Origin of the sequence: Xanthomarina gelatinilytica, assembly GCF_000348685.1 — a bacterium.
Classification (GTDB): Bacteria; Bacteroidota; Bacteroidia; order Flavobacteriales; family Flavobacteriaceae; genus Xanthomarina; species Xanthomarina gelatinilytica.
Genome location: NZ_ANLA01000010.1, coordinates 105776 through 125252, shown reverse-complemented (window position 1 = coordinate 125252; position 19477 = coordinate 105776). Strand labels below are relative to the sequence as shown.

Annotated in this window: 16 protein-coding genes and 3 tRNA genes; 9 read left to right on the top strand and 10 right to left on the bottom strand. The window is 34.7% G+C overall.

Annotation, left to right across the window (positions count from 1 at the left end):
* Window positions 1-5 precede the first annotated feature (5 nt).
* On the bottom strand, window positions 6-755 hold the full coding sequence (locus D778_RS07715; protein ID WP_007649378.1) for a C40 family peptidase: 750 nt from the start codon (window positions 753-755) through the stop codon (window positions 6-8).
* A gap of 110 nt (window positions 756-865) precedes the next feature.
* Window positions 866-2047, bottom strand: a complete 1182-nt coding sequence (locus tag D778_RS07710) for an acetyl-CoA C-acyltransferase (protein WP_007649376.1) — start codon at window positions 2045-2047, stop codon at window positions 866-868.
* A gap of 128 nt (window positions 2048-2175) precedes the next feature.
* On the opposite strand from D778_RS07710, the gene D778_RS07705 reads away from it, so the two are divergent.
* From D778_RS07705 to D778_RS07690, 4 genes are all read left to right on the top strand, one after another.
* Window positions 2176-4224, top strand: coding sequence for an HD family phosphohydrolase (locus D778_RS07705; RefSeq protein ID WP_007649374.1), 2049 nt, complete (start codon window positions 2176-2178; stop codon window positions 4222-4224).
* A 94-nt stretch (window positions 4225-4318) separates the two neighbouring features.
* A tRNA-Ser gene (locus D778_RS07700) sits at window positions 4319-4402 on the top strand.
* A 29-nt stretch (window positions 4403-4431) separates the two neighbouring features.
* Window positions 4432-4506 (top strand) — tRNA-Pro (locus tag D778_RS07695).
* 17 nt (window positions 4507-4523) lie between these two features.
* Window positions 4524-4597 (top strand) — tRNA-Arg (locus D778_RS07690).
* Between the two features lie 80 nt (window positions 4598-4677).
* Here the strand turns inward: D778_RS07690 and D778_RS07685 are convergent.
* The 8 genes from D778_RS07685 to tsaD form a co-directional block, all read right to left on the bottom strand.
* On the bottom strand, window positions 4678-5334 hold the full coding sequence (locus D778_RS07685) for an HAD family hydrolase (RefSeq protein WP_007649372.1): 657 nt from the start codon (window positions 5332-5334) through the stop codon (window positions 4678-4680).
* Between the two features lie 31 nt (window positions 5335-5365).
* Window positions 5366-6556, bottom strand: coding sequence for a THUMP-like domain-containing protein (locus D778_RS07680; protein WP_007649370.1), 1191 nt, complete (start codon window positions 6554-6556; stop codon window positions 5366-5368).
* Between the two features lie 7 nt (window positions 6557-6563).
* Window positions 6564-7655 (bottom strand): AI-2E family transporter, encoded by a 1092-nt coding sequence (locus tag D778_RS07675; protein WP_007649369.1) that lies wholly within the window; start codon window positions 7653-7655, stop codon window positions 6564-6566.
* Between the two features lie 38 nt (window positions 7656-7693).
* A complete protein-coding gene (locus D778_RS07670) occupies window positions 7694-8200 on the bottom strand; it encodes a TrmH family RNA methyltransferase (protein ID WP_007649367.1) in 507 nt (168 codons plus the stop codon).
* 181 nt (window positions 8201-8381) lie between these two features.
* A complete protein-coding gene (locus tag D778_RS07665) occupies window positions 8382-9029 on the bottom strand; it encodes a DUF4159 domain-containing protein (RefSeq protein WP_040491851.1) in 648 nt (215 codons plus the stop codon).
* A 17-nt stretch (window positions 9030-9046) separates the two neighbouring features.
* Entirely contained in the window at window positions 9047-9754 is a 708-nt protein-coding gene (locus tag D778_RS07660; RefSeq protein ID WP_007649363.1) for a 16S rRNA (uracil(1498)-N(3))-methyltransferase, read from the bottom strand.
* Window positions 9754-10386 carry a peptidylprolyl isomerase gene (locus D778_RS07655; protein WP_007649361.1) on the bottom strand — a complete coding sequence of 211 codons (633 nt, stop codon included), beginning with the start codon at window positions 10384-10386 and terminating at the stop codon, window positions 9754-9756. Before D778_RS07655 ends, D778_RS07660 begins: the two co-directional genes overlap by 1 nt.
* A gap of 110 nt (window positions 10387-10496) precedes the next feature.
* Window positions 10497-11519: a tRNA (adenosine(37)-N6)-threonylcarbamoyltransferase complex transferase subunit TsaD gene (gene tsaD, locus D778_RS07650; RefSeq protein ID WP_007649359.1), complete on the bottom strand. Its 1023-nt coding sequence runs from the start codon at window positions 11517-11519 to the stop codon at window positions 10497-10499.
* 93 nt (window positions 11520-11612) lie between these two features.
* On the opposite strand from tsaD, the gene D778_RS07645 reads away from it, so the two are divergent.
* The 5 genes from D778_RS07645 to D778_RS07625 all read left to right on the top strand — a co-directional run bounded on the left by D778_RS07645 (window position 11613) and on the right by D778_RS07625 (window position 19476).
* Complete coding sequence (locus D778_RS07645) at window positions 11613-16019, top strand: translocation/assembly module TamB domain-containing protein (protein WP_238307618.1); 4407 nt, start codon at window positions 11613-11615, stop codon at window positions 16017-16019.
* Between the two features lie 122 nt (window positions 16020-16141).
* Window positions 16142-17128, top strand: coding sequence for a 6-phosphofructokinase (pfkA, locus tag D778_RS07640; protein ID WP_007649352.1), 987 nt, complete (start codon window positions 16142-16144; stop codon window positions 17126-17128).
* Between the two features lie 53 nt (window positions 17129-17181).
* Window positions 17182-18180, top strand: a complete 999-nt coding sequence (gap, locus tag D778_RS07635) for a type I glyceraldehyde-3-phosphate dehydrogenase (RefSeq protein WP_007649350.1) — start codon at window positions 17182-17184, stop codon at window positions 18178-18180.
* A gap of 70 nt (window positions 18181-18250) precedes the next feature.
* Window positions 18251-19123, top strand: coding sequence for a BadF/BadG/BcrA/BcrD ATPase family protein (locus D778_RS07630; protein ID WP_040491823.1), 873 nt, complete (start codon window positions 18251-18253; stop codon window positions 19121-19123).
* Window positions 19114-19476: a methylglyoxal synthase gene (locus D778_RS07625; RefSeq protein WP_007649347.1), complete on the top strand. Its 363-nt coding sequence runs from the start codon at window positions 19114-19116 to the stop codon at window positions 19474-19476. The genes D778_RS07630 and D778_RS07625 overlap by 10 nt, the downstream gene beginning before the upstream one ends.
* Window position 19477: the final 1 nt, after the last annotated feature.

The following is a 19477-nucleotide window of genomic DNA, read 5'->3' as shown; positions in this document are numbered from 1 at the left end:
TTATTTTATATAATTTTCTTTATAACCCTAAGCTTATGTGTATGCATACGCTTCTCATGATTGTATATGCCAGAATGGTCTAACCTATCTATACGCACTTTGCCATGGGCATGGATAATGTAGTTGTCTTTCATAATAATACCTACATGAACAATTTGTCCCTCATTATTATCAAAGAAAGCCAAATCTCCTGGCTCGCTTTCTTCTATAAAGCTTAAAGGTTCCCCTTGAGTGGATTGTTGCGAAGCATCCCTTAAAAGTTTGTAACCATTTAATTTGTAAACCATTTGTGTAAATCCGGAGCAATCAATGCCAAAAGGCGTTTTTCCTCCCCATAAATAAGGCGCATTTAAATACATAAATGCTGTTTCAATAATATTTTGTTTAGGTTTTATCTCGTTAATAACAGCACCATCATGAGTGTGCTTTAAAAGAGGCAATCCGTTAAGGGAAGACCCTAATGGTATGGCATAAAGCTGTTGGTTAACATCTTCAACAAACTCTACCAAATCCTTTGATAAAATAGGGGCTTCCAGATGAAGTGCTTCATATTGCTCTACAGTAATCTCAACGTATTGTTTGTTGTCAACCCAACCTTCATATTTGTCAAAACCAAGACGGATTTTGCTCCAAGACTTACGTTGTTCCAAAACCTTAAAATAATCGCCATACAACACTTGGGATACCAATTCACTGGTGTCGGCTGGTTCAGATCTTAAAGGAACAATGCTTAAATTACAAATTCCGTATTGCATAGAAGAATTTTTTATTCGCTATTATTGTTAATTATTTATAAGCACGTTAAATAAAAAAGACAATTAGTTGAAGTTTCATGTTTATTGAATAATAACAATAAAAATAACAATTATTGGTTTCTTTCAATTACAACAGCAGAAGCACCACCACCACCATTGCAGATAGCGGCTGCTCCAATTTTAGCATTGTTTTGTTCTAAAACATTAAGTAAGGTAATTAAAATCCTAACTCCAGAACAACCAAGTGGATGACCTAAAGAAACAGCTCCACCATTAACGTTTACATTAGTGTCGTTAAGCCCCAAAATTTTCATATTGGCCAAACCAACCACAGAAAAAGCTTCGTTGAATTCAAAATAATCTACATCGTTTAAAGAAATACCAGCTTTGTTCAAAGCTTTTGGCAAGGCTTTAGCAGGAGCTGTGGTAAACCATTCTGGTTCTTGGGCGGCATCAGCATATCCAGTTATGGTGGCCAAAGGTTTTAAGCCTAATTCCAAGGCTTTTTCCTTGCTCATTAAAACCATGGCTCCTGCACCATCATTAATAGTGGAAGCGTTAGCAGCAGTTACGGTTCCGTCTTTTGTAAAAGCAGGTCGTAAAGCAGGGATTTTATCTATTTTAACATTAGTAAACTCTTCGTCTTTGGAGACTACAATTGCATCGCCACGACGCTGTGGCACCTCAACAGGAACAACTTCATTGTCAAATTTGCCTGCTTCCCAAGCAGCAGCCGAACGTTTGTAGGACTGAATGGCAAAAGCATCTTGATCTTCTCGTGAAAATTTATATTCTGTTGCACACGCATCAGCACAAACTCCCATGGCATTATTGTCATAGGCATCTACCAAACCGTCTTTTTGCATGCCGTCTTCCATGGTTGCAGGACCAAATTTTGTTCCTGTTCTGGCATGGTAGTAATGTGGAATCATACTCATGTTTTCCATTCCTCCAGCTACTATTATGTCAGCATCACCAAGAGCAATGGCTTGAGCAGCTTGCATAACACTTTTCATTCCAGAAGCGCAAACTTTATTTACGGTTGTACATGGAACTGTATTTGGAATCCCAGCATAAATGGCAGCTTGTCTTGCAGGTGCTTGACCTGCTCCAGCTTGAACCACATGACCCATAATTACTTCTTGGACCAAGCTTGGATCTAAATGGATTTTATCTAAGGCTCCTTTTATGGCTATTGCTCCTAATTTAGGTGCTGGAATAGTAGATAATGCGCCTAAAAAACTTCCTATTGGTGTTCTTGCTGCTGATACAATTACGACTTCTTTGCTCATTTTATGTGGGTTTAATTTTTAATGACGCAAAATTAATCAATTTTTAATAGAATTTAGAATGTTTCCCTTATTATAAGTCACCAATTTCGCTGTTATTTTTATTACATTTGAATACTTGAACCTTATCAATGAAAGACTTTATTAATTTTTTATATAGAAATCATTCCTTGGCTTACAAGCTTATACTTTTTATAAGCACCACATTTTTAATAGTTTATTTATTTCCAAAGAGTGGTAAATTTAAATACAATTTTGAAAAAGGAAAACCTTGGCAGTCTGAAAATTTATATGCACCATTTGATTTTGCAATCAAGAAAACGGATGATGAAATAAAAGCAGAAAAAAAAGAAATTACAGATAAAGCCAATTTGTATTTTAACGTTGAATTGGGAGTTGTTGATCGCGTTATTTCTGAATATAAATCTGAATTTAAACTGGAACTTCCAGACTCTTTGGTAACTTCCAATAAAACCCATTTATATAATTTGGGATTGAACATTATTGATAAACTTTATGTTAATGGCGTTTTAGATGAAGATTATGCATTCGCAGAGGGTAAAAAAGCCATTTTACTGGAAGGACGTACAGAAAAACAAACTGTAAGGTATTCCGATTTAATAAAACAAAACAACATTAAGGATATCCTTACGAGCCAACTTGCCAAGGAGGGCTTCATGCAGTTTCAAAAACCCTTTATTGCTTTGTTTTTTGAAGTTATAGAACCTAACCTGAGTTACGATAAAGCATTTACTGAAAAAGCTTTGCAGAGCGATCTGGAAAAAATTTCGTTTACAAGGGGAAGTGTGGAGAAAGGTACCCTTATTATTTCCAAAGGCGAAGTGGTTGAAGGGGATAAATACCAAAAACTGAAATCCTTGGAATCGGAATACGAATCCCAAGTGTGGACAAAATCCAATTATTATTGGATTGTTTTTGCTTATACCTTATTGGTTTCCTTGGCTTTATTAATGCTGTTGTTGTTTTTAAGAAAGTACAGAAATGATATTTTTGAAAACAACACCAAAGTAACTTTTATTTTCTTTAACGTGTTTTTAATGGTTTTTATAACCACTCTGGTTGTAAACTATAACTCTCAGTATATCTATGTAGTTCCCATATGTATTTTACCTTTAGTATTAAAAGCATTTTTTGATGCACGTTTAGGGTTGTTTTCCCACGTTATTACAGTGCTTTTGTTAGGTTCCATTGTACCTAACAGCTATGAATACATGTTCCTTCAAATAATTGCGGGAATTGTAACTATTTTAACTGTTTCAGAGCTTTACAAACGAGCTAATTTGTTCATTTCAGTTGGACAGATCACACTAATATACATTATAGCATATTTTGCTTTTTTTGTCATTCATGAAGGGAGTGTGGAAACATTAAAATGGGAAACCTTTGGGATGTTTGTGCTTTGTGGGTTGGCTACTTTGTTTGTTCAACCTTTAATTTATGCTTATGAAAAACTATTTGGCCTGGTGTCTGATGTGTCGCTTTTGGAATTATCCGATACCAATACCAAACTATTGAAAGAACTTTCCAACAAAGCCCCAGGAACTTTTCATCATTCATTAAATGTAGCCAATTTAGCAGAAGCATCTGCGAACGAGATTGGTGCAAATGCCATGTTGGTTAGAGTAGGTGCTTTGTACCATGATATTGGTAAAATGATGAATCCCACTTATTTTACAGAAAACCAATCTACCGGAATCAATCCTCATGATGAATTGTCTTCCAAGGAAAGTGCCAAGGTTATTATAGACCATGTAATCAATGGTATAGAAATAGCAAAGAAAAACAATTTGCCAGATCGTGTTATAGACTTTATAAGAACGCATCATGGCACCAGTTTGGTTTATTATTTTTATATGAAAGAAAAAGAAATAGACGACAGCATTGATAAAAACCAATTTAAATATCCAGGACCCAAACCTTTTAGTAAAGAAACAGCTATTTTAATGATGTGCGATAGTGTGGAAGCAGCTTCAAAAAGCTTAAAAGAGCCTACTTCCAGTAAAATTGATGCATTTGTTGAAAACATAATAAACAAACAAATGGTCGACGAACAATTTTTAAATGCCAACATTACTTTTAAAGAAATTCAATCCATAAAAAAAGTGCTAAAACACAAGCTAGCAAACATTTATCACTTACGTATTGAATATCCAGAATAAATATTTAAAAAATTAAAAAAAATAGTTGCGTTCTTAAGTGATATGCGTTACATTTGCATCCGCAATTTTATTGCTAAAGTTCATTAAATATTAAGGAGAGGTGCCAGAGTGGTAATGGAGCAGATTGCTAATCTGTCGACGCGTAAGTGTCGCCAGGGTTCGAATCCCTGTCTCTCCGCAATTTTTTTGACAAAAAGATAACCAATTCGGGGTGTAGCGTAGCCCGGTTATCGCGCCGCGTTTGGGACGCGGAGGTCGCAGGTTCGAATCCTGCCACCCCGACAATTTTTAAGAGTTACGGGCTCGTAGCTCAGCTGGATAGAGCACCTCCCTTCTAAGGAGGCGGTCATAGGTTCGAATCCTATCGGGCTCACAAAAAGACTTACTGTTACGGTAGGTCTTTTTTGTTTTCATAACATGTTAATGTATCTTGTAATTCTGGATTAAAAAAGGTTAAAAAAACAACTTAACACGGTTATATTCAATTTCTTTGAAATCGTTTATTATAAAATTGGCTTTGCTATAATCCTGATTTTTTGAATGGGCACTTTTATAGCCAACACAAAATATGTTAGCTGCATTTGCTGCTTTAATGCCATTAGTGGAATCTTCAATTACCAAACAATTCTTTTTGTTGTAACCACTTACTTCGGCAGCTTTAACAAATATCTCTGGATGAGGCTTTGAAGCTTTTAAATCGGCTCCACTTAGTTTTGCCAAAAAGTATTGATCCAAATCAAACCTGTTAAAAACGCTTTCTATGGTCCCCATAGAGGCAGAGGAAGCCAAAACAAGTGTCAAACCATTTTCATGATAATCCTTTATCAAATCCAAAACACCATCAATAAGCTGTAAATTAGGGTCGTTTTTAAATAAATCCTTAAAAATTTGTCTCTTTATTTGAACCAATTCTTCTGGATTGTTGTGTAGTTTAAATTGGCTGCAAAGGCTTTTGCAAACGTTCATGGTAGATTGTCCTGTGAAAGTTTGGTAATGTGCTTCGCTAACCTCTATTTTTAAGCTATTGAACATCCCAAAATAGGCTTTGTGGTGAAGAGGCTCTGTATCCACTATCACGCCATCCATATCAAATAATACTGCTTTTAACACGGTTAAATTTTTTTCAAAGATACAGAAGCTTTCATTTTCTTGATAATTTAGAACAAACTATTAAAATTTTTTCGTTTTCTAAATTGGTAGTGGCAAAAATGTAAGTGTTGCCTCCATCTTTAAGGTTCAGTTTTTTTCTAATGCTATCAACCGATTCCGGAAAATTTCTTGTAGTAATATTGGCTTTGGCAATAGCTGCTTTTTTAAAGGCTTTTTTGTTGAAAGGCAAAATATCTTCAATTTTAAATCTTCGGCCAGGAAATTCCATTAAATCGCTTGAAGTGTATAAATGTGAATGTTGGTGTAATTTTTTTAATTGAAACTGCTTGGAAACACTATGAAATCCACCTGATTTTAAAATAGCAGCATTGGGTTCGTATAAAAAATTAAGAGGTAGGCTCCATTTGGATTGAGCCTGGGTTTCATCTTGAAATCTAAAGCCAAAATATTGATTATCCTTGTTTTTTATATTGATGGTTTCTATTTGTACGTCTTCTGTATGCATTTCTTTTTCCAACATCCATAGCAGTTCTTTTACCTCATTGTTTACAGCTACCACATGGATGGTTTTAACGTGTTTCAATTCCTTTAAACCTACGGATAGATCTAAAAGAGGAGAAGTTTTAATCATTAGGTTGTTGGAATGTTCAAACAAAACATGAAGGTGTTCTGGTGCATTTGGCAAACAATCCTTTAAAAAGAACACTTTGCCTTTACTGTCATGTCTTCTGGATGGGTCTATGTATATCCAATCGAAATTCAAGGTTGATTCCTTTAAAAACGCTAATCCATCTTTAGCTATGGTTTGAATATGTTCTGCCCCAAGTTGTTTGTAATTATGCGAAACCATTTGAGAAAGTTCTTTGTTGATTTCACAATGAATGACTGATTTAAAATGCTTGGAAAAGTAAAAACTGTCTACTCCAAAACCACCAGTTAAATCTATTATGGAATTTCCAGAGATAAGGTTTGCCTTATATTTTGCAGTGATTTCAGAAGATGTTTGCTCAATATTTAATTTGTTTGGATAATAGATATTTGAAGTTTCAAACCAGGTAGGCAGTTTTTTTTGACATCTTTTTTTTGCTTCAATTTGCTCTATCAACACTTTTATGTCCAAGGACAGTCCAGCGTGTTTTTTAAACAATAAAGTACTGGTGTCTGCATTTAGATTATTGTTTATAAAATCTTGATTTTCAATATGTAAAATCGACTTATTCAAAGTGATGTTATAGGTCTTTTGTTAGGCTTTGAACCACTTTGTTGTCTGATAAAAATTCTTTTAAAATAACTTTTATGGCTGTGTAGGTTGGAATGGCAATAATCATCCCAACAATACCAAACAACAAACCAGCTATAATGATAACCAGAAAAATTTCTAGTGGATGCGATTTCACACTTTTTGAAAAAATAAGCGGCTGACTTATAAAATTATCTATTAATTGACCAATAATGATTACTAAAAGGACCTTGAGAGTTGTAGGTATGATTACTTCACTAAACCCACTCCCCAAATTACTGGTCATGGTCAATAAAATCATGATACATCCTCCAATTACTGGTCCCAAATATGGGATTAAGTTTATTAAGGCACATAAAAAAGCAATAACCACTGCGTTTTTTACTCCAATAATCAACAATCCAATAGTGTAAATAACAAATAATATGGAAATTTGAAAAACAAGGCCAACAAAATATCTAGATAATAGATTTTTAATTTTATCCATAGATTTTTTTAAACGAGCTTCTTTATTATCAGGAATTAGGGTCATTAAGCTGTTCTCAAACAATTTGCTGTCTTTTAAAAAGAAAAATGAAATAAAAAGCACAGAAAACAACCCCATACTAAAGCTTCCAAAACCGCTAACCACAGAATTTAAAAATTCAGGAATCAAAGCAAAATTTATTTTAGAGAGCAAACTGGAATTGGCCAAAGGATCTTCGTTTGCTTGAATTTTGCCAAGGTTAAAGTGAGAAATAAATTCTGTGTAAATATGTTTGATGTTGCTTTGCAGTTGCTCAATGTTTAGCAATGATAAATTCTGACCTTGTTCTACTATTAAAGGTATAAATAAGCCAATGAGACCCATAATAACACCTAATAAAAGAATCATGGTTATGGCAACTGCCAATAAGTTATTTAATTTTAAACGATATCTTAAAAAACCAACAATGGGTCTTCCGGTAAGGGAAACCACTGCAGAAATGGCAATATAAACAATAACAGACTGGATTTTATATAGAAAAAACAGTAGGATGCTAATTCCCAATACTGTTGCCAAAGCCTTTAAAATTCCTTTTGAAATGTCGTTTGAATTCATTTAGTAAAGATACATTTTGCTTTTAAATGTCCAAGGGTTTATTTTTTGCTGAACTGTTTGGTTACTTCATAAAGGGCAATGCTTGTTGCCTGAACCACATTCATACTGCTATTTTGCCCGAACATGTTTATATGGATGATAGCATCCGAAAGGTTTAAAACAGTTTCAGATATTCCAAAATTTTCATCTCCAATTATCAAAGCAATCTTTTGATTGTGTGGAAACCTAAACGTATTGATTTCTTGGCTGTTATTGGTGATTTCCAAGGATATTAGAAAATAATTTTCAGATTTTAATTGATCAAGCGTTTCTAAAATGGTTTCCTTTTCTTCAAAAGGCACAATGTTTTCTGTGGCTCTGGAAGTCTTGGTCATTTTTCGCCCTTTAGGAATAGGAGAGCCACAAAAAATAATTTTTTTTACTCCAAACGCATCTGCTGTCCTAAACAGGCTCCCAATGTTGGGAGCGTTGGTAATGTTGTCGCAAACCAAAGTAATGGGAAAGGTTTGTTTGGTAAAATGAGTGTTGTAATGAGTTAGTTGCATTTTTTTAAAGCTATAAATACACACATATCTTTAAAAAACAACTGTAGTGTATTTAGAAATAAAATGTTATGTTTCAATTAAACTGAGCTTGATAAATTTAACAGCTTTTGACAGGCTTTATTTAAATTTTGAGCTTAATGGTATTCACTGGTTGGTTATCGGTTTGTCATTAAGGGTTTAATTAATTTTCAAAAGCATATTTTATGATGTTTGCTCCCATTCTCAATGCTTTTTCCCTAACTTCAGCTGGATCGTTATGGACTACCTCGTCTTCCCAGCCATCACCTAAATCGCTTTCAAATGTAAAAAGTAAAACCAATCGGTTTTCGTTAAAAATTCCAAAAGCTTGAGGTCTTTTGCCATCGTGTTCATGAATTTTTGGCAATCCTTTAGGGAATGGGTAAGCCACATTGAAAATTGGATGGTTTGCAGGTAGTTCCGTAAGTTCTTTATCTGGAAACACTTTTTTTAATTCTTCTGTAATATAGGGTTGCATACCATAATTGTCATCAATATGCAAAAAACCACCAGATAATAAATAGTCTCTTAAGTTGTCGGCATCTTCCTCGCTAAAAAACACATGGCCATGACCTGTCATGTGCACCAATGGATATTGAAAAATATCTGAGCTTCCAACTTCTACGGTTTCTGGCTTTGGGTTGATTTTGGTGTTGATGTTGGAATTGCAAAAGCTGATTAAATTTGGCAAAGCTGTAGGGTTGCCATACCAATCGCCACCACCTTTATATTTTAAAACGGCTATTTCCTGTGAAAAGATTAAAACAGAAAATAAACAACATACCAAAGTAAAAAAACGTGATTTAGTCATGTGTTTCATGAAAAAGTTTATAATTCATTTACAAAAGCAACCGAATGACAGGCAACAATGGCAGCTGTTTCGGTTCTAAGCCTTGTGTTTCCCAAAGTTACAGGAATAAATTGAGATTGAATGGCTTGTTCTATTTCTTTAACACTAAAATCGCCTTCTGGTCCAATTAATATGGTGATATCTTGGTTGGGTTTTATCTCTTTCTTTAAAGATTTTTTATTTGTTTCTTCGCAATGTGCTATAAATTTTTGACCCAAAACAGGTTGTTCCATAAAATCCTTAAACACGATGGCTTCTTGAAGTGTAGGCTTGTAACAAGATAAAGACTGCTTCATGGCAGCTTGCAGTATTTTCTCAAAACGTTCTGTTTTAATAACCCTTCGTTCACTATTATCACAGATAATAGGTGTAATGATGTCAATACCAATTTCGGTTGCTTTCTCCAGAAACCACTCATATCTGTCATTCATTTTGGTTGGAGCCACAGCTAAATGGACTTGATACTCTCTCTGTGGTTGCTTTTGCGAATCAGTGACAATGGCAACACAGTTTTTAATATCTGCCACTGAAATTTCAGCAGTAAAAAGCCAACCAAAACCATTGGTAATATGCAATAAGTCACCTTTAGTTTTTCGTAAAACTTTAACAATGTGCCTGCTCTCTTCTTTAGTAAAGATTATTTGAGACGTGTTTTCAGATATGTCTGGATTATAAAATAACTGCATTAGTTTTTTTGTTCTACTATTTTTAGAACTTTTATTTCTTTTATTTCTTTAGGTTGGTGTGTGTTTAGAACAATATAATACAAGCCTTTTTCTTCGTTGTCCAAGGTGTATATTTCATGTTCTGTATGATTGTTTTCTATTACATCCACATCAAAAAACAAAGAAACGTTGTCTTTTGTAAACCATCCAGTGTCACCTCCACGAGTGGCATTGTCTGCTACAGAGTATTTTTTTGCCAAAAAATCAAAAGGGGAACCATTGTGATAGCTTGCGATAATCCGTTCTCTATACGCTTTGGTTTTGCTGGCTTCCATTTGCTGGCTATCCAAAAGGATGTAACTTAAACGATAGTGAGTGACTGTATTTTTTTCTACCACTTTGTAGGTGGTTTTTTCAAAATTGTTTTCTGTGGTTGTTTTGCCTCCAAATGGTAATTTAAAAAGGTCTGTAGCCAAAACCGATTTATGCTTTTCTTCATTGAAGGTAATGAGTTTGTTCCCTTTGGATTTATTGGCTTTTATGAAGGCCTCGGCAGAACTGGTGTCTGTTATTAAGTCCAATTCTGTGGTGTTGTCTTCTTGTGCATGTATTATTGATGTAAATAGAGCGAATACAAGTAATAGTTTTTTCATTTTGCAAGTATTTTTTTAGCGTTTATAACCACAAAAAAACAAAAATAATGGCTTAAAACAACACGATTTTGTAAGGTTATCAACAGAGTTTTCAATGGTTTTCAAGGTGTTTAAATTTTTAATCTTGCTGAAGCAGTAACATCTTGTTCAGTAAAATCGTTTTCCAGAAATTTCAAGTAACCAACAATGGCAATCATGGCTGCATTATCTGTTGTGAATTCAAATTTAGGAACATAAGTGGTCCAGCCAAATTTGGATTCGCCTGTTTTTAAAGCTTGTCTAATTCCCGAGTTTGCCGAAACACCTCCACCAATGGCAATGTGTTTAATACCTGTTTGTTTGGAAGCCAGTTTTAGTTTATCCATTAAAATGCCAATAATGGTATACTGAATGGACGCACAGATATCGTTGATGTTTTCCTCTACAAAATTTGGGTTGTTTGCCGTTTCTTTTTGAATAAAATATAAAATGGCTGTCTTTAAGCCCGAAAAACTAAAATTCAAACCTGCTACTTTGGGTTTGGTAAACTTAAAAGCTTTTGGGTTTCCCAATTGTGCACGTTTGTCAATTTGAGGACCAGCAGGATAACCCAAACCAAGAATTTTACCACTTTTGTCATAAGCTTCGCCAACGGCATCATCTATGGTTTCTCCAATAACTTCCATATCGAAATAATTGGAAACTTTTACAATTTGTGTGTGCCCTCCAGAAATGGTCATGGCCAAAAAGGGGAATGGAGGCTTGTTAAAACCTTCTTCATCTATAAAATGAGCTAAAATATGGGCTTGCATGTGGTTAACATCTATTAAAGGGATGTTTAAACCCATGGCTAGCGATTTGGCAAAAGAAGTACCAACCAGTAACGAACCCATTAAACCAGGTCCACGAGTAAACGCTATGGCATGAAGTTGTTCTTTGGCAATATTAGCTTTTTTAAGAGCTTGATCTACAACAGGGACAATGTTTTGTTGGTGTGCCCTTGATGCCAATTCCGGAACCACACCTCCATAAGCTTCATGTATCTTTTGGTTGGCAATTACATTGCTTAATATCTTTCCGTTATGTATTACAGCGGCAGCAGTATCATCGCATGAAGACTCAATTCCAAGAATATAAATATTTTCTGAGGTCATTAGTGAATTTTAGGCACAATAATTGTTAATTTTGGTTTCAAAGTTATAACTTTAAAACGTATCAAAAAATTTTTAAAAATAGTATCTAAATTGGTGGCAATTATTTTGCTGCTTTTCATCATTTTGGTGCTGTTGTTGTCTATTCCTTCCATTCAAACACACTTGGGAAAAAAAGTTACCAAAAGATTGAACGATGACTTTGGTACCAACATAAACATTGGTAAAATTGGGCTTCAGTTTAATGGCGATGTTGAATTAAAGGAAATTTTAATAAGGGATTATAAAAAAGACACCTTATTCGCTGCGAAAGAATTAAACACTTCCATTTTAAGTTTCAAAAATATTTTAAACTCCAAATTGGTCTTTGGAGATATAGACTTGGATGGTTTGGTATTTAACTTAAAGACCTATGAAGGCGAAATTGATACCAACCTGGATATTTTTGTTGCCAAATTTGATGAAGACAATCCTTCTCCCGAATCAAGTGGCTTTTTACTTTCTTCCAGTGATGTAACTATTTACGATGGTATTTTTAGATTGATAAATGAAAACAACGAAACACCTAAAATACTTGAGTTTACCAACATACAAGCCAATACTACTAACTTGTTGATTCATGGAAGCGATGTAAGTACTAGAATAAATACCTTGGCTTTTCATGATAGTAGAGGATTGGAAGTGAAAAACCTGATAAGCAATTTTACCTATACGCCCAGTAATATTTTGCTTGAGGATTTGAGCATAAAAACAGCCAATTCTTCACTGGAAGGCGAAGTAAAGTTTTTTTACGATAGAGAAGAACTTAAATATTTTACTGATAAAGTTCAGGTAGATGCCACCTTTACCAAAAGCGATGTGGCTTTAAACGAGTTAAATACCTTTTATAATGAGTTTGGTGTCAATCAAAGGGCTAAGCTAAGTGCCAAACTTTCGGGAACCCTTAACAATTTGCAAGTAAGCAATTTGGAACTGTTTACAAGTACCAGAAGTAAAATTGTAGGAGATATTAATTTTAAAAACCTGTTCAACAAAGAAGAAAATAATTTCTATATGAAAGGGGATTTTAGCCAATTAACTTCAAACTATAGGGATTTAAGGGCTTTGTTGCCAAATGTTTTAGGGGAGTCCATACCAACGGCTTTCGATAAATTAGGAAATTTCAACGTGGTTGGCGTTACGGAAATAACAACTTCTACCATAATGGCAAATGTGGTTATCAATACACAAATAGGTTTGATTGATGCCAATTTGGACATGCAGAAGATTAACGATATTGATAATGCTTCCTATTCAGGTAATGTGGTTTTTAAGGACTTTAACATTGGAAAGTTTATTAATGACCAAACTTTTGGCATCACCTCTTTAAATTTGGATGTTGATGGTTCTGGTTTTACCAAGGAAAACGTAAATACGCATTTAAATGGAGATATCTTCTCTGTAGTCTACAATAACTACACTTACGAAAACATTGATGTTTCCGGGAATTTAAAAAACAAGATATTTAATGGGAAACTTGTATCAAACGATAAGAATTTGCAATTGGAATTTGATGGACTGGCAAATTTTTCCGAGGAAATAAATACCTTCGACTTTGTTGCAAATGTATCCTATGCCAACCTAAACGCTTTAAACTTTGTTAGTAAAGACAATATTTCAATTTTTAAAGGCATGGTAGATATGAAAATGGAAGGCACTACCATAGACGATGCTGTTGGTAGTATACAATTTAACAAGACATCCTACAAAAATCAAAACGACGATTATTTCTTTAACGATTTTGAAATAACTTCAAAGTTTGAAGATCAGGTTAGGTATATCAGTGTTAATTCCCCAGATATTATTGAAGGGGAACTTAGTGGTGAATTTGTCTTTGAAGAGATTGGTAAACTGTTTGAAAATGCCATTGGAAGTATTTATACCAATTATAAACCTCATAAAGTTAACCAAAACCAATACATAGACTTCAACTTTAAAATTTACAATAAAATAGTTGAAGTTTTTGTGCCAGAATTAAAACTGGGTAAAAATACTTATGTTAGAGGAAGGGTTGAAAGCGATGAAAAGGAATTTAAATTAACCTTTAAGTCGCCAGAAATTAAGCTCTTCGATTATTTTGCAGATAAAATAGAACTGCAACTGGACAACAAAAACCCGGTTTTTAACGCTTTCGTGGAAATAGACAGTATCAATACCAAATATTACAATGCTTCAAAATTCAATTTAATAAATATCACGCTTAATGATACCTTGTTTGTAAGGTCTGAGTTTCAAGGTGGTCCTAAAAATAAAGATGTCTATAATTTAAACTTTTATCACACCATCAATAAGGACAATAAATCTGTAGTAGGTTTTAAAAAGTCTGATGTTACCTTTAAAGGCAACACATGGACCATTAACGAAGAGAAAAACAGGTTGAATAAAATTATATTCGACAATAAGTTTACAGATATTAAAATTGAACAAATGGTTATGAACCACAATCAGGAACAAATCATGCTTTCTGGTGTTTTAAAGGATTCTACATATAAAAATCTACATTTGGACTTTAAAGATGTCGATTTGTCAAAAATAACGCCTTCCGTTGAAGGTTTGGAACTGTTGGGAAATGTTAATGGCAAGCTGGATGTGCTTCAACAAAATGGCATCTATTTACCCACTTCAAAAATAACCATTGACCATTTTGTGGTAAATAATTTGGCATTGGGATCGTTTGATGCGGCTATTGTTGGTAACGAAGACCTAACCAATTACAATGTAAACATAAAAATTAAAGACGATGTCTCTCAATCCTTTGCTGCCATTGGAGACATAGGTTTTAAAGGCGATCAATCCACAATTGATGTGAACCTTTTGTTCAATGAATTTCAATTGAGTTTTATCAATTCCTTTTTAGTGGATATTTTAAGTGATATTCGAGGCGATGTTTCAGGCACAGCCAAAGTTACGGGGAATTTGAGTCAACCTAGCATCAATGGCGACTTGCGCTTAAACAATGGTGGTTTAAGAATTCCGTATTTAAATGTGGACTATAGTTTTGCCAACAATTCCGATGTAAGCCTTAGCAACCAAAGCTTCAATTTCAATGCATTAAAACTCACAGATACCAAGTTTGATACCAAAGGGGAGTTAAACGGTTCGTTAAGCCACACCAATTTTTCCGACTGGAAGTTGAACTTAGAAGTAGAAACAGATAATTTAGTGGTTTTGGACACACATGCCGAAGACGATGAAGAAGCATTGTACTACGGAACGGCTTTTATAGGAGGCTCGGCAAAAATTCAAGGACCATCAGATCAACTAGTAATAAGTGTTATTGCAGAAACAAATCCAGGAACCACTTTTGTGATTCCTTTAAGCGATATGGAATCTTTTGGCGATAACTCCTACATTCACTTTTTAACACCTGAAGAAAAAGAAGCCAAACTAAAAGGCGAAGATTATGTGATAAAAGAAGTAAATGGTTTGGAGTTGGATTTTGATTTGGATATTACCCAAGATGCAGATATTGAAATTGTTATTGATAAAGACTCTGGAAGCACCATTAGGGGAAAAGGGGAAGGAGGCTTGTTAATTGAGATCAACACCAATGGTAAGTTTAGAATGTTTGGGGATTTTGTGGTTTTCGATGGAATTTACAATTTTAAATATGGAGGTGTGATCGAAAAGAAATTTATAGTCCAAGAAGGTAGTCTGGGTTGGGATGGAGACCCTTTAAGTGCCAGAATAGACATTAAAGCCTTATATAGAACCCAAGCAAACCCTTCGCCATTACTGGACAATCCTATTAATAGAAGTATTCCTGTGTATGTTGAAACCACTCTTACAGGGCAATTGGAAAAACCAGACATTGATTTCGGATTTACCTTTCCAAATTTAAGTTCCACTGTAAAATCTGAAATTCAATACAGGTTGAGTTCCAAAGAAGACAGGGACAATCAAGCACTTTATTTATTGGCAACAGGAGCTTTTTCCAATAGACTGAACGATGTAAACATTACAGGAACCCTAACCGAACGTTTAAATGGCATCATCAACGGTCTGATTACAAGTGGTGACAATAAGGTAAATATAGGCTTAAATTACGAAGCAGGCGAAAACACTCCAGAATACCAAACAGACGATAGGTTGGGTGTTACCTTGCAAACAAATATTTCAGAACGTGTTATCATAAACGGGAAAGTGGGAGTCCCTGTTGGAGGTGTTAGTGAAACCGTTGTTGCAGGAGACGTACAAATAGACTTTTTGTTGAATGAAGAAGGCACGCTTACTGCCAAAGTTTTTAACAGAGAGAACAGTATCCGGAATTTTGGGGAAGAAATAGGATATACACAAGGGGTTGGTATTGCATACAGTGTTGATTTTGACACCTTTAAAGAGCTACTTAATAAAATTTTTAGAGGCAAGGTAAAAACAGTGGAAAAGCCTAAAAAAGAAACAAGTAAAAAAGAGGAAAGTATGCTGCCTTCTTATGTGGGATTCAAAAAAGAAAAATCGGAATAATTGATAAAAATCATAGTATTTTAAATTAATTATTTTCTAGTTTAATTCTTCTTAAATTTATTGTAAAACCCTGTTTTTATTGGGTATTCTTTAGTAAATTTACTACAATAAACATGATATAAATGAGTAAAAAAATCAGTAAAATTGGTGTCATGACATCTGGAGGCGATGCTCCTGGTATGAATGCTGCCATTCGTTCTGTAGTAAGAACATGTGCCTATCACAACATTGAATGTGTTGGAATTTACAGAGGTTATGAGGGCATGATGGATGGAGACTTTAAATTGCTTACCGCAAGAAGTGTCAATCATATCATTCATACAGGTGGAACCGTTTTAAAATCGGCTCGTTCAGCAGAGTTTAAAACCAAGGAAGGAAGAAAAAAAGCCCATTCAAATTTAATAAAAGAAGGCATAGATGCATTGGTTTTAATAGGAGGAGATGGTACCTTTACTGGAGGATTGATTTTCAATAACGAATTTAATTTCCCAATAATAGGAATTCCAGGAACCATAGATAACGATATTTACGGAACAAACTTCACTATAGGTTACGATACAGCCATCAATACAGTGGTTGAAGCCATAGACAAAATCAGGGACACTGCCAGTTCGCATAAGCGTCTGTTTTTTGTTGAGGTTATGGGTCGCGATGTGGGTCATATTGCTTTAAATGCAGGTGTTGGGGCTGGAGCCGAAGAAATTTTAATCCCTGAGGAAGATTTAGGACTGGACCGATTGGTGGAATCATTAAAAAGAAGTAAAGCTTCTGGAAAATCCTCCAGTATTGTTGTGGTTGCAGAAGGCGATAAAATAGGCAAAAACGTGTTTGAACTGAAAGACTATATTGATGAAAACATGCCAGAGTACGATGTTCGTGTTTCTGTACTGGGGCACATGCAACGTGGTGGCTCACCATCTTGTTTTGATCGTGTACTTGCCAGTAGGATGGGAGTAAAAGCAGTAGAATCCTTATTGGAAGGAAAAACCAATTATATGGTTGGAATCTTGGACAATAAAATGGAGCTAACATCCTTGGATAAGGCCGTTAAAGGAAAGTCGGAAATAAATATGGAATTGCTTCGTGTATCAGATATCATGACCACTTAGTATTTCAATATGATAAGAATTTATAATAACAAAGAATAAATAATCATATAAGAATGTCAAATTTAAAATTAGGAATTAACGGTTTCGGAAGAATAGGAAGACTCGTATTTCGAGCAGCATTAAAACAGAATATTGAAGTTGTAGGTATCAACGATTTATTGGAAGTAGATCATTTGGCCTATTTGTTGAAATACGACTCTGTACATGGCAGATTTGATGGAACCATTGATATAAAAGATGGACAATTAATAGTAAATGGAAAAACCATTAGGGTCACTTCAGAAAAGGACCCAAGAAACCTTAAATGGAACGAGGTTCAGGCAGACGTAATTGCAGATTGTACAGGTGTTTTCAAGACTTTGGAAACGGCTCATTATCACATTGAAGCTGGAGCAAAAAAAGTTGTGGTGTCTGCTCCAAGTAAAGACATCCCTATGTTTGTTATGGGTGTAAACCATAAAGACATCAAGGCTTCAAACACCATTGTATCCAACGCCTCTTGTACCACAAACTGTTTGGCTCCTATGGCTAAAGTCATGGATGATAATTTTGGTATAGAAGAAGCCCTTATGACAACCATTCATGCCACAACAGCATCACAATTTACAGTAGATAGCCCATCCAGAAAAGATTTTCGTTCAGGAAGAAGCGCTTTGGTCAATATCATACCTGCATCCACAGGAGCAGCTAAAGCAGTTGGAAAAGTCATCCCAAAATTAGATGGAAAATTAACAGGCATGGCATTTAGAGTGCCAACGGCAGATGTGTCTGTTGTCGATTTAACCGTGAGAACCCAGAAAGAAACCTCTCTCGATGAAATTAAAGCAGCTTTTAAAAAAGCTTCAGAATACGAAATGAAAGGGATTCTGGGTTATACCGAAGAAAAAGTGGTGTCTCAGGATTTCGTGGGTGAAACAAGAATTTGTGTCTTTGATGCAGATGCAGCCATTGAATTAAACTCAAAATTTTTCAAACTGGTAGCCTGGTATGACAACGAATATGCTTATTCGGTAAAACTAGTGGAATTGTCAGAACTTGTTCATTCGTTATAAACGTATTAACTTTTTAAATTCCATATGCTGTTTTAATTAATAGTATGTGGAATTTTTATATTTTTAACTCATGATATTAATTGTTGACAGTGGGTCTACAAAAACAGATTGGATGTCTGTGGATTCTAAAGGACATCGGCTTTTGGATAAAATTCAAACCAAAGGGCTCAATCCTGCCATTTTAAATGAAAAAGAACTTCAAGATGTCATTCTTTCCAATGCTAACTTAATATTCCATAAATCTGAAGTAACCCATATATTTTTTTATGGTGCAGGTTGTGGTACAGACAAGCCAAAACACTTGCTTAAGCAGGTGTTGGAATCCATTTTTACTCAAGCAAAAGTAGAAGTCCAAGAAGACACGTTGGCAGCAGTTAGGGCAACCATAAATCATGAAAATGAAGCTGCAGTTGTGTGTATTTTGGGAACAGGTTCCAATTGCAGTTATTTTGATGGTAAAAACCTGCACCAACGGGTAGAGTCTTTGGGTTATAGCATTATGGACGATGCAGCCGGAAATTATTATGGCAGACAGTTACTTCGTGATTATTATTTTCATCATATGCCAAATTCGTTAAAAACAGCTTTTTCACAAGCCTATGATGTAGAAGCAGATACCATTAAATTCAATTTATACAAACAACCAAACCCAAACGCTTATTTGGCTTCTTTTGCTGAATTCATGTTTTCGCATAAGGATTCGACATATATAAAAAACCTCATTAAACAAGGGCTTCGTACGTTTTCTAAAAACATGGTTTTGCAATTTTCCGAAGAAATAAAAATAGTTCCAGTACACTTTGTTGGTTCCATAGCTTTCCTGTCTAAAGAAGAAATTTTTGAAATTGCCGAAGAATTCAAATATAAAGTTGGAAATATTGTTAAACGTCCCATAGAAGGACTGGTAACTTATCATATAAATCAATTACATTCATGGAAATAGCAATTATAGCTCACGATGGAAAAAAAGCTGAGATGGTTCAGTTTTTAAATGAACATAAAGAGATTCTGCTTCAAAAAAATATTTCCCTGGTTTCAACTGGAACAACTGGAAAAAAGGTTAAAAAGGCAGGCTTTGAAGTTTTAAGATTACTTTCAGGCCCTTTGGGTGGAGATGCGCAAATTGCTGCAAGGGTAGCTGAAGGTAAATGCAACATGGTTTTGTTTTTTAGAGATCCCTTGGAAAAACATCCTCATGAACCAGATGTACTCATGCTCATGCGTCTTTGTGATGTGCATGATGTCCCTTTAGCAACCAATCCTGCCACAGCTGAGTTATTAATGAAAGGTTTGTAAA

Excerpts from the sequence above, each read along its gene's own strand:
- D778_RS07715 (WP_007649378.1), bottom strand. The coding sequence starts at position 755 with ATGCAATACGGAATTTGTAATTTAAGCATTGTTCCTTTAAGATCTGAA.
- D778_RS07710 (WP_007649376.1), bottom strand. The coding sequence starts at position 2,047 with ATGAGCAAAGAAGTCGTAATTGTATCAGCAGCAAGAACACCAATAGGA.
- D778_RS07705 (WP_007649374.1), top strand. The coding sequence starts at position 2,176 with ATGAAAGACTTTATTAATTTTTTATATAGAAATCATTCCTTGGCTTAC.
- D778_RS07675 (WP_007649369.1), bottom strand. The coding sequence starts at position 7,655 with ATGAATTCAAACGACATTTCAAAAGGAATTTTAAAGGCTTTGGCAACA.
- D778_RS07670 (WP_007649367.1), bottom strand. The coding sequence starts at position 8,200 with ATGCAACTAACTCATTACAACACTCATTTTACCAAACAAACCTTTCCC.
- D778_RS07665 (WP_040491851.1), bottom strand. The coding sequence starts at position 9,029 with ATGACTAAATCACGTTTTTTTACTTTGGTATGTTGTTTATTTTCTGTT.
- D778_RS07660 (WP_007649363.1), bottom strand. The coding sequence starts at position 9,754 with ATGCAGTTATTTTATAATCCAGACATATCTGAAAACACGTCTCAAATA.
- D778_RS07655 (WP_007649361.1), bottom strand. The coding sequence starts at position 10,386 with ATGAAAAAACTATTACTTGTATTCGCTCTATTTACATCAATAATACAT.
- tsaD (WP_007649359.1), bottom strand. The coding sequence starts at position 11,519 with ATGACCTCAGAAAATATTTATATTCTTGGAATTGAGTCTTCATGCGAT.
- pfkA (WP_007649352.1), top strand. The coding sequence starts at position 16,142 with ATGAGTAAAAAAATCAGTAAAATTGGTGTCATGACATCTGGAGGCGAT.
- gap (WP_007649350.1), top strand. The coding sequence starts at position 17,182 with ATGTCAAATTTAAAATTAGGAATTAACGGTTTCGGAAGAATAGGAAGA.
- D778_RS07630 (WP_040491823.1), top strand. The coding sequence starts at position 18,251 with ATGATATTAATTGTTGACAGTGGGTCTACAAAAACAGATTGGATGTCT.
- D778_RS07625 (WP_007649347.1), top strand. The coding sequence starts at position 19,114 with ATGGAAATAGCAATTATAGCTCACGATGGAAAAAAAGCTGAGATGGTT.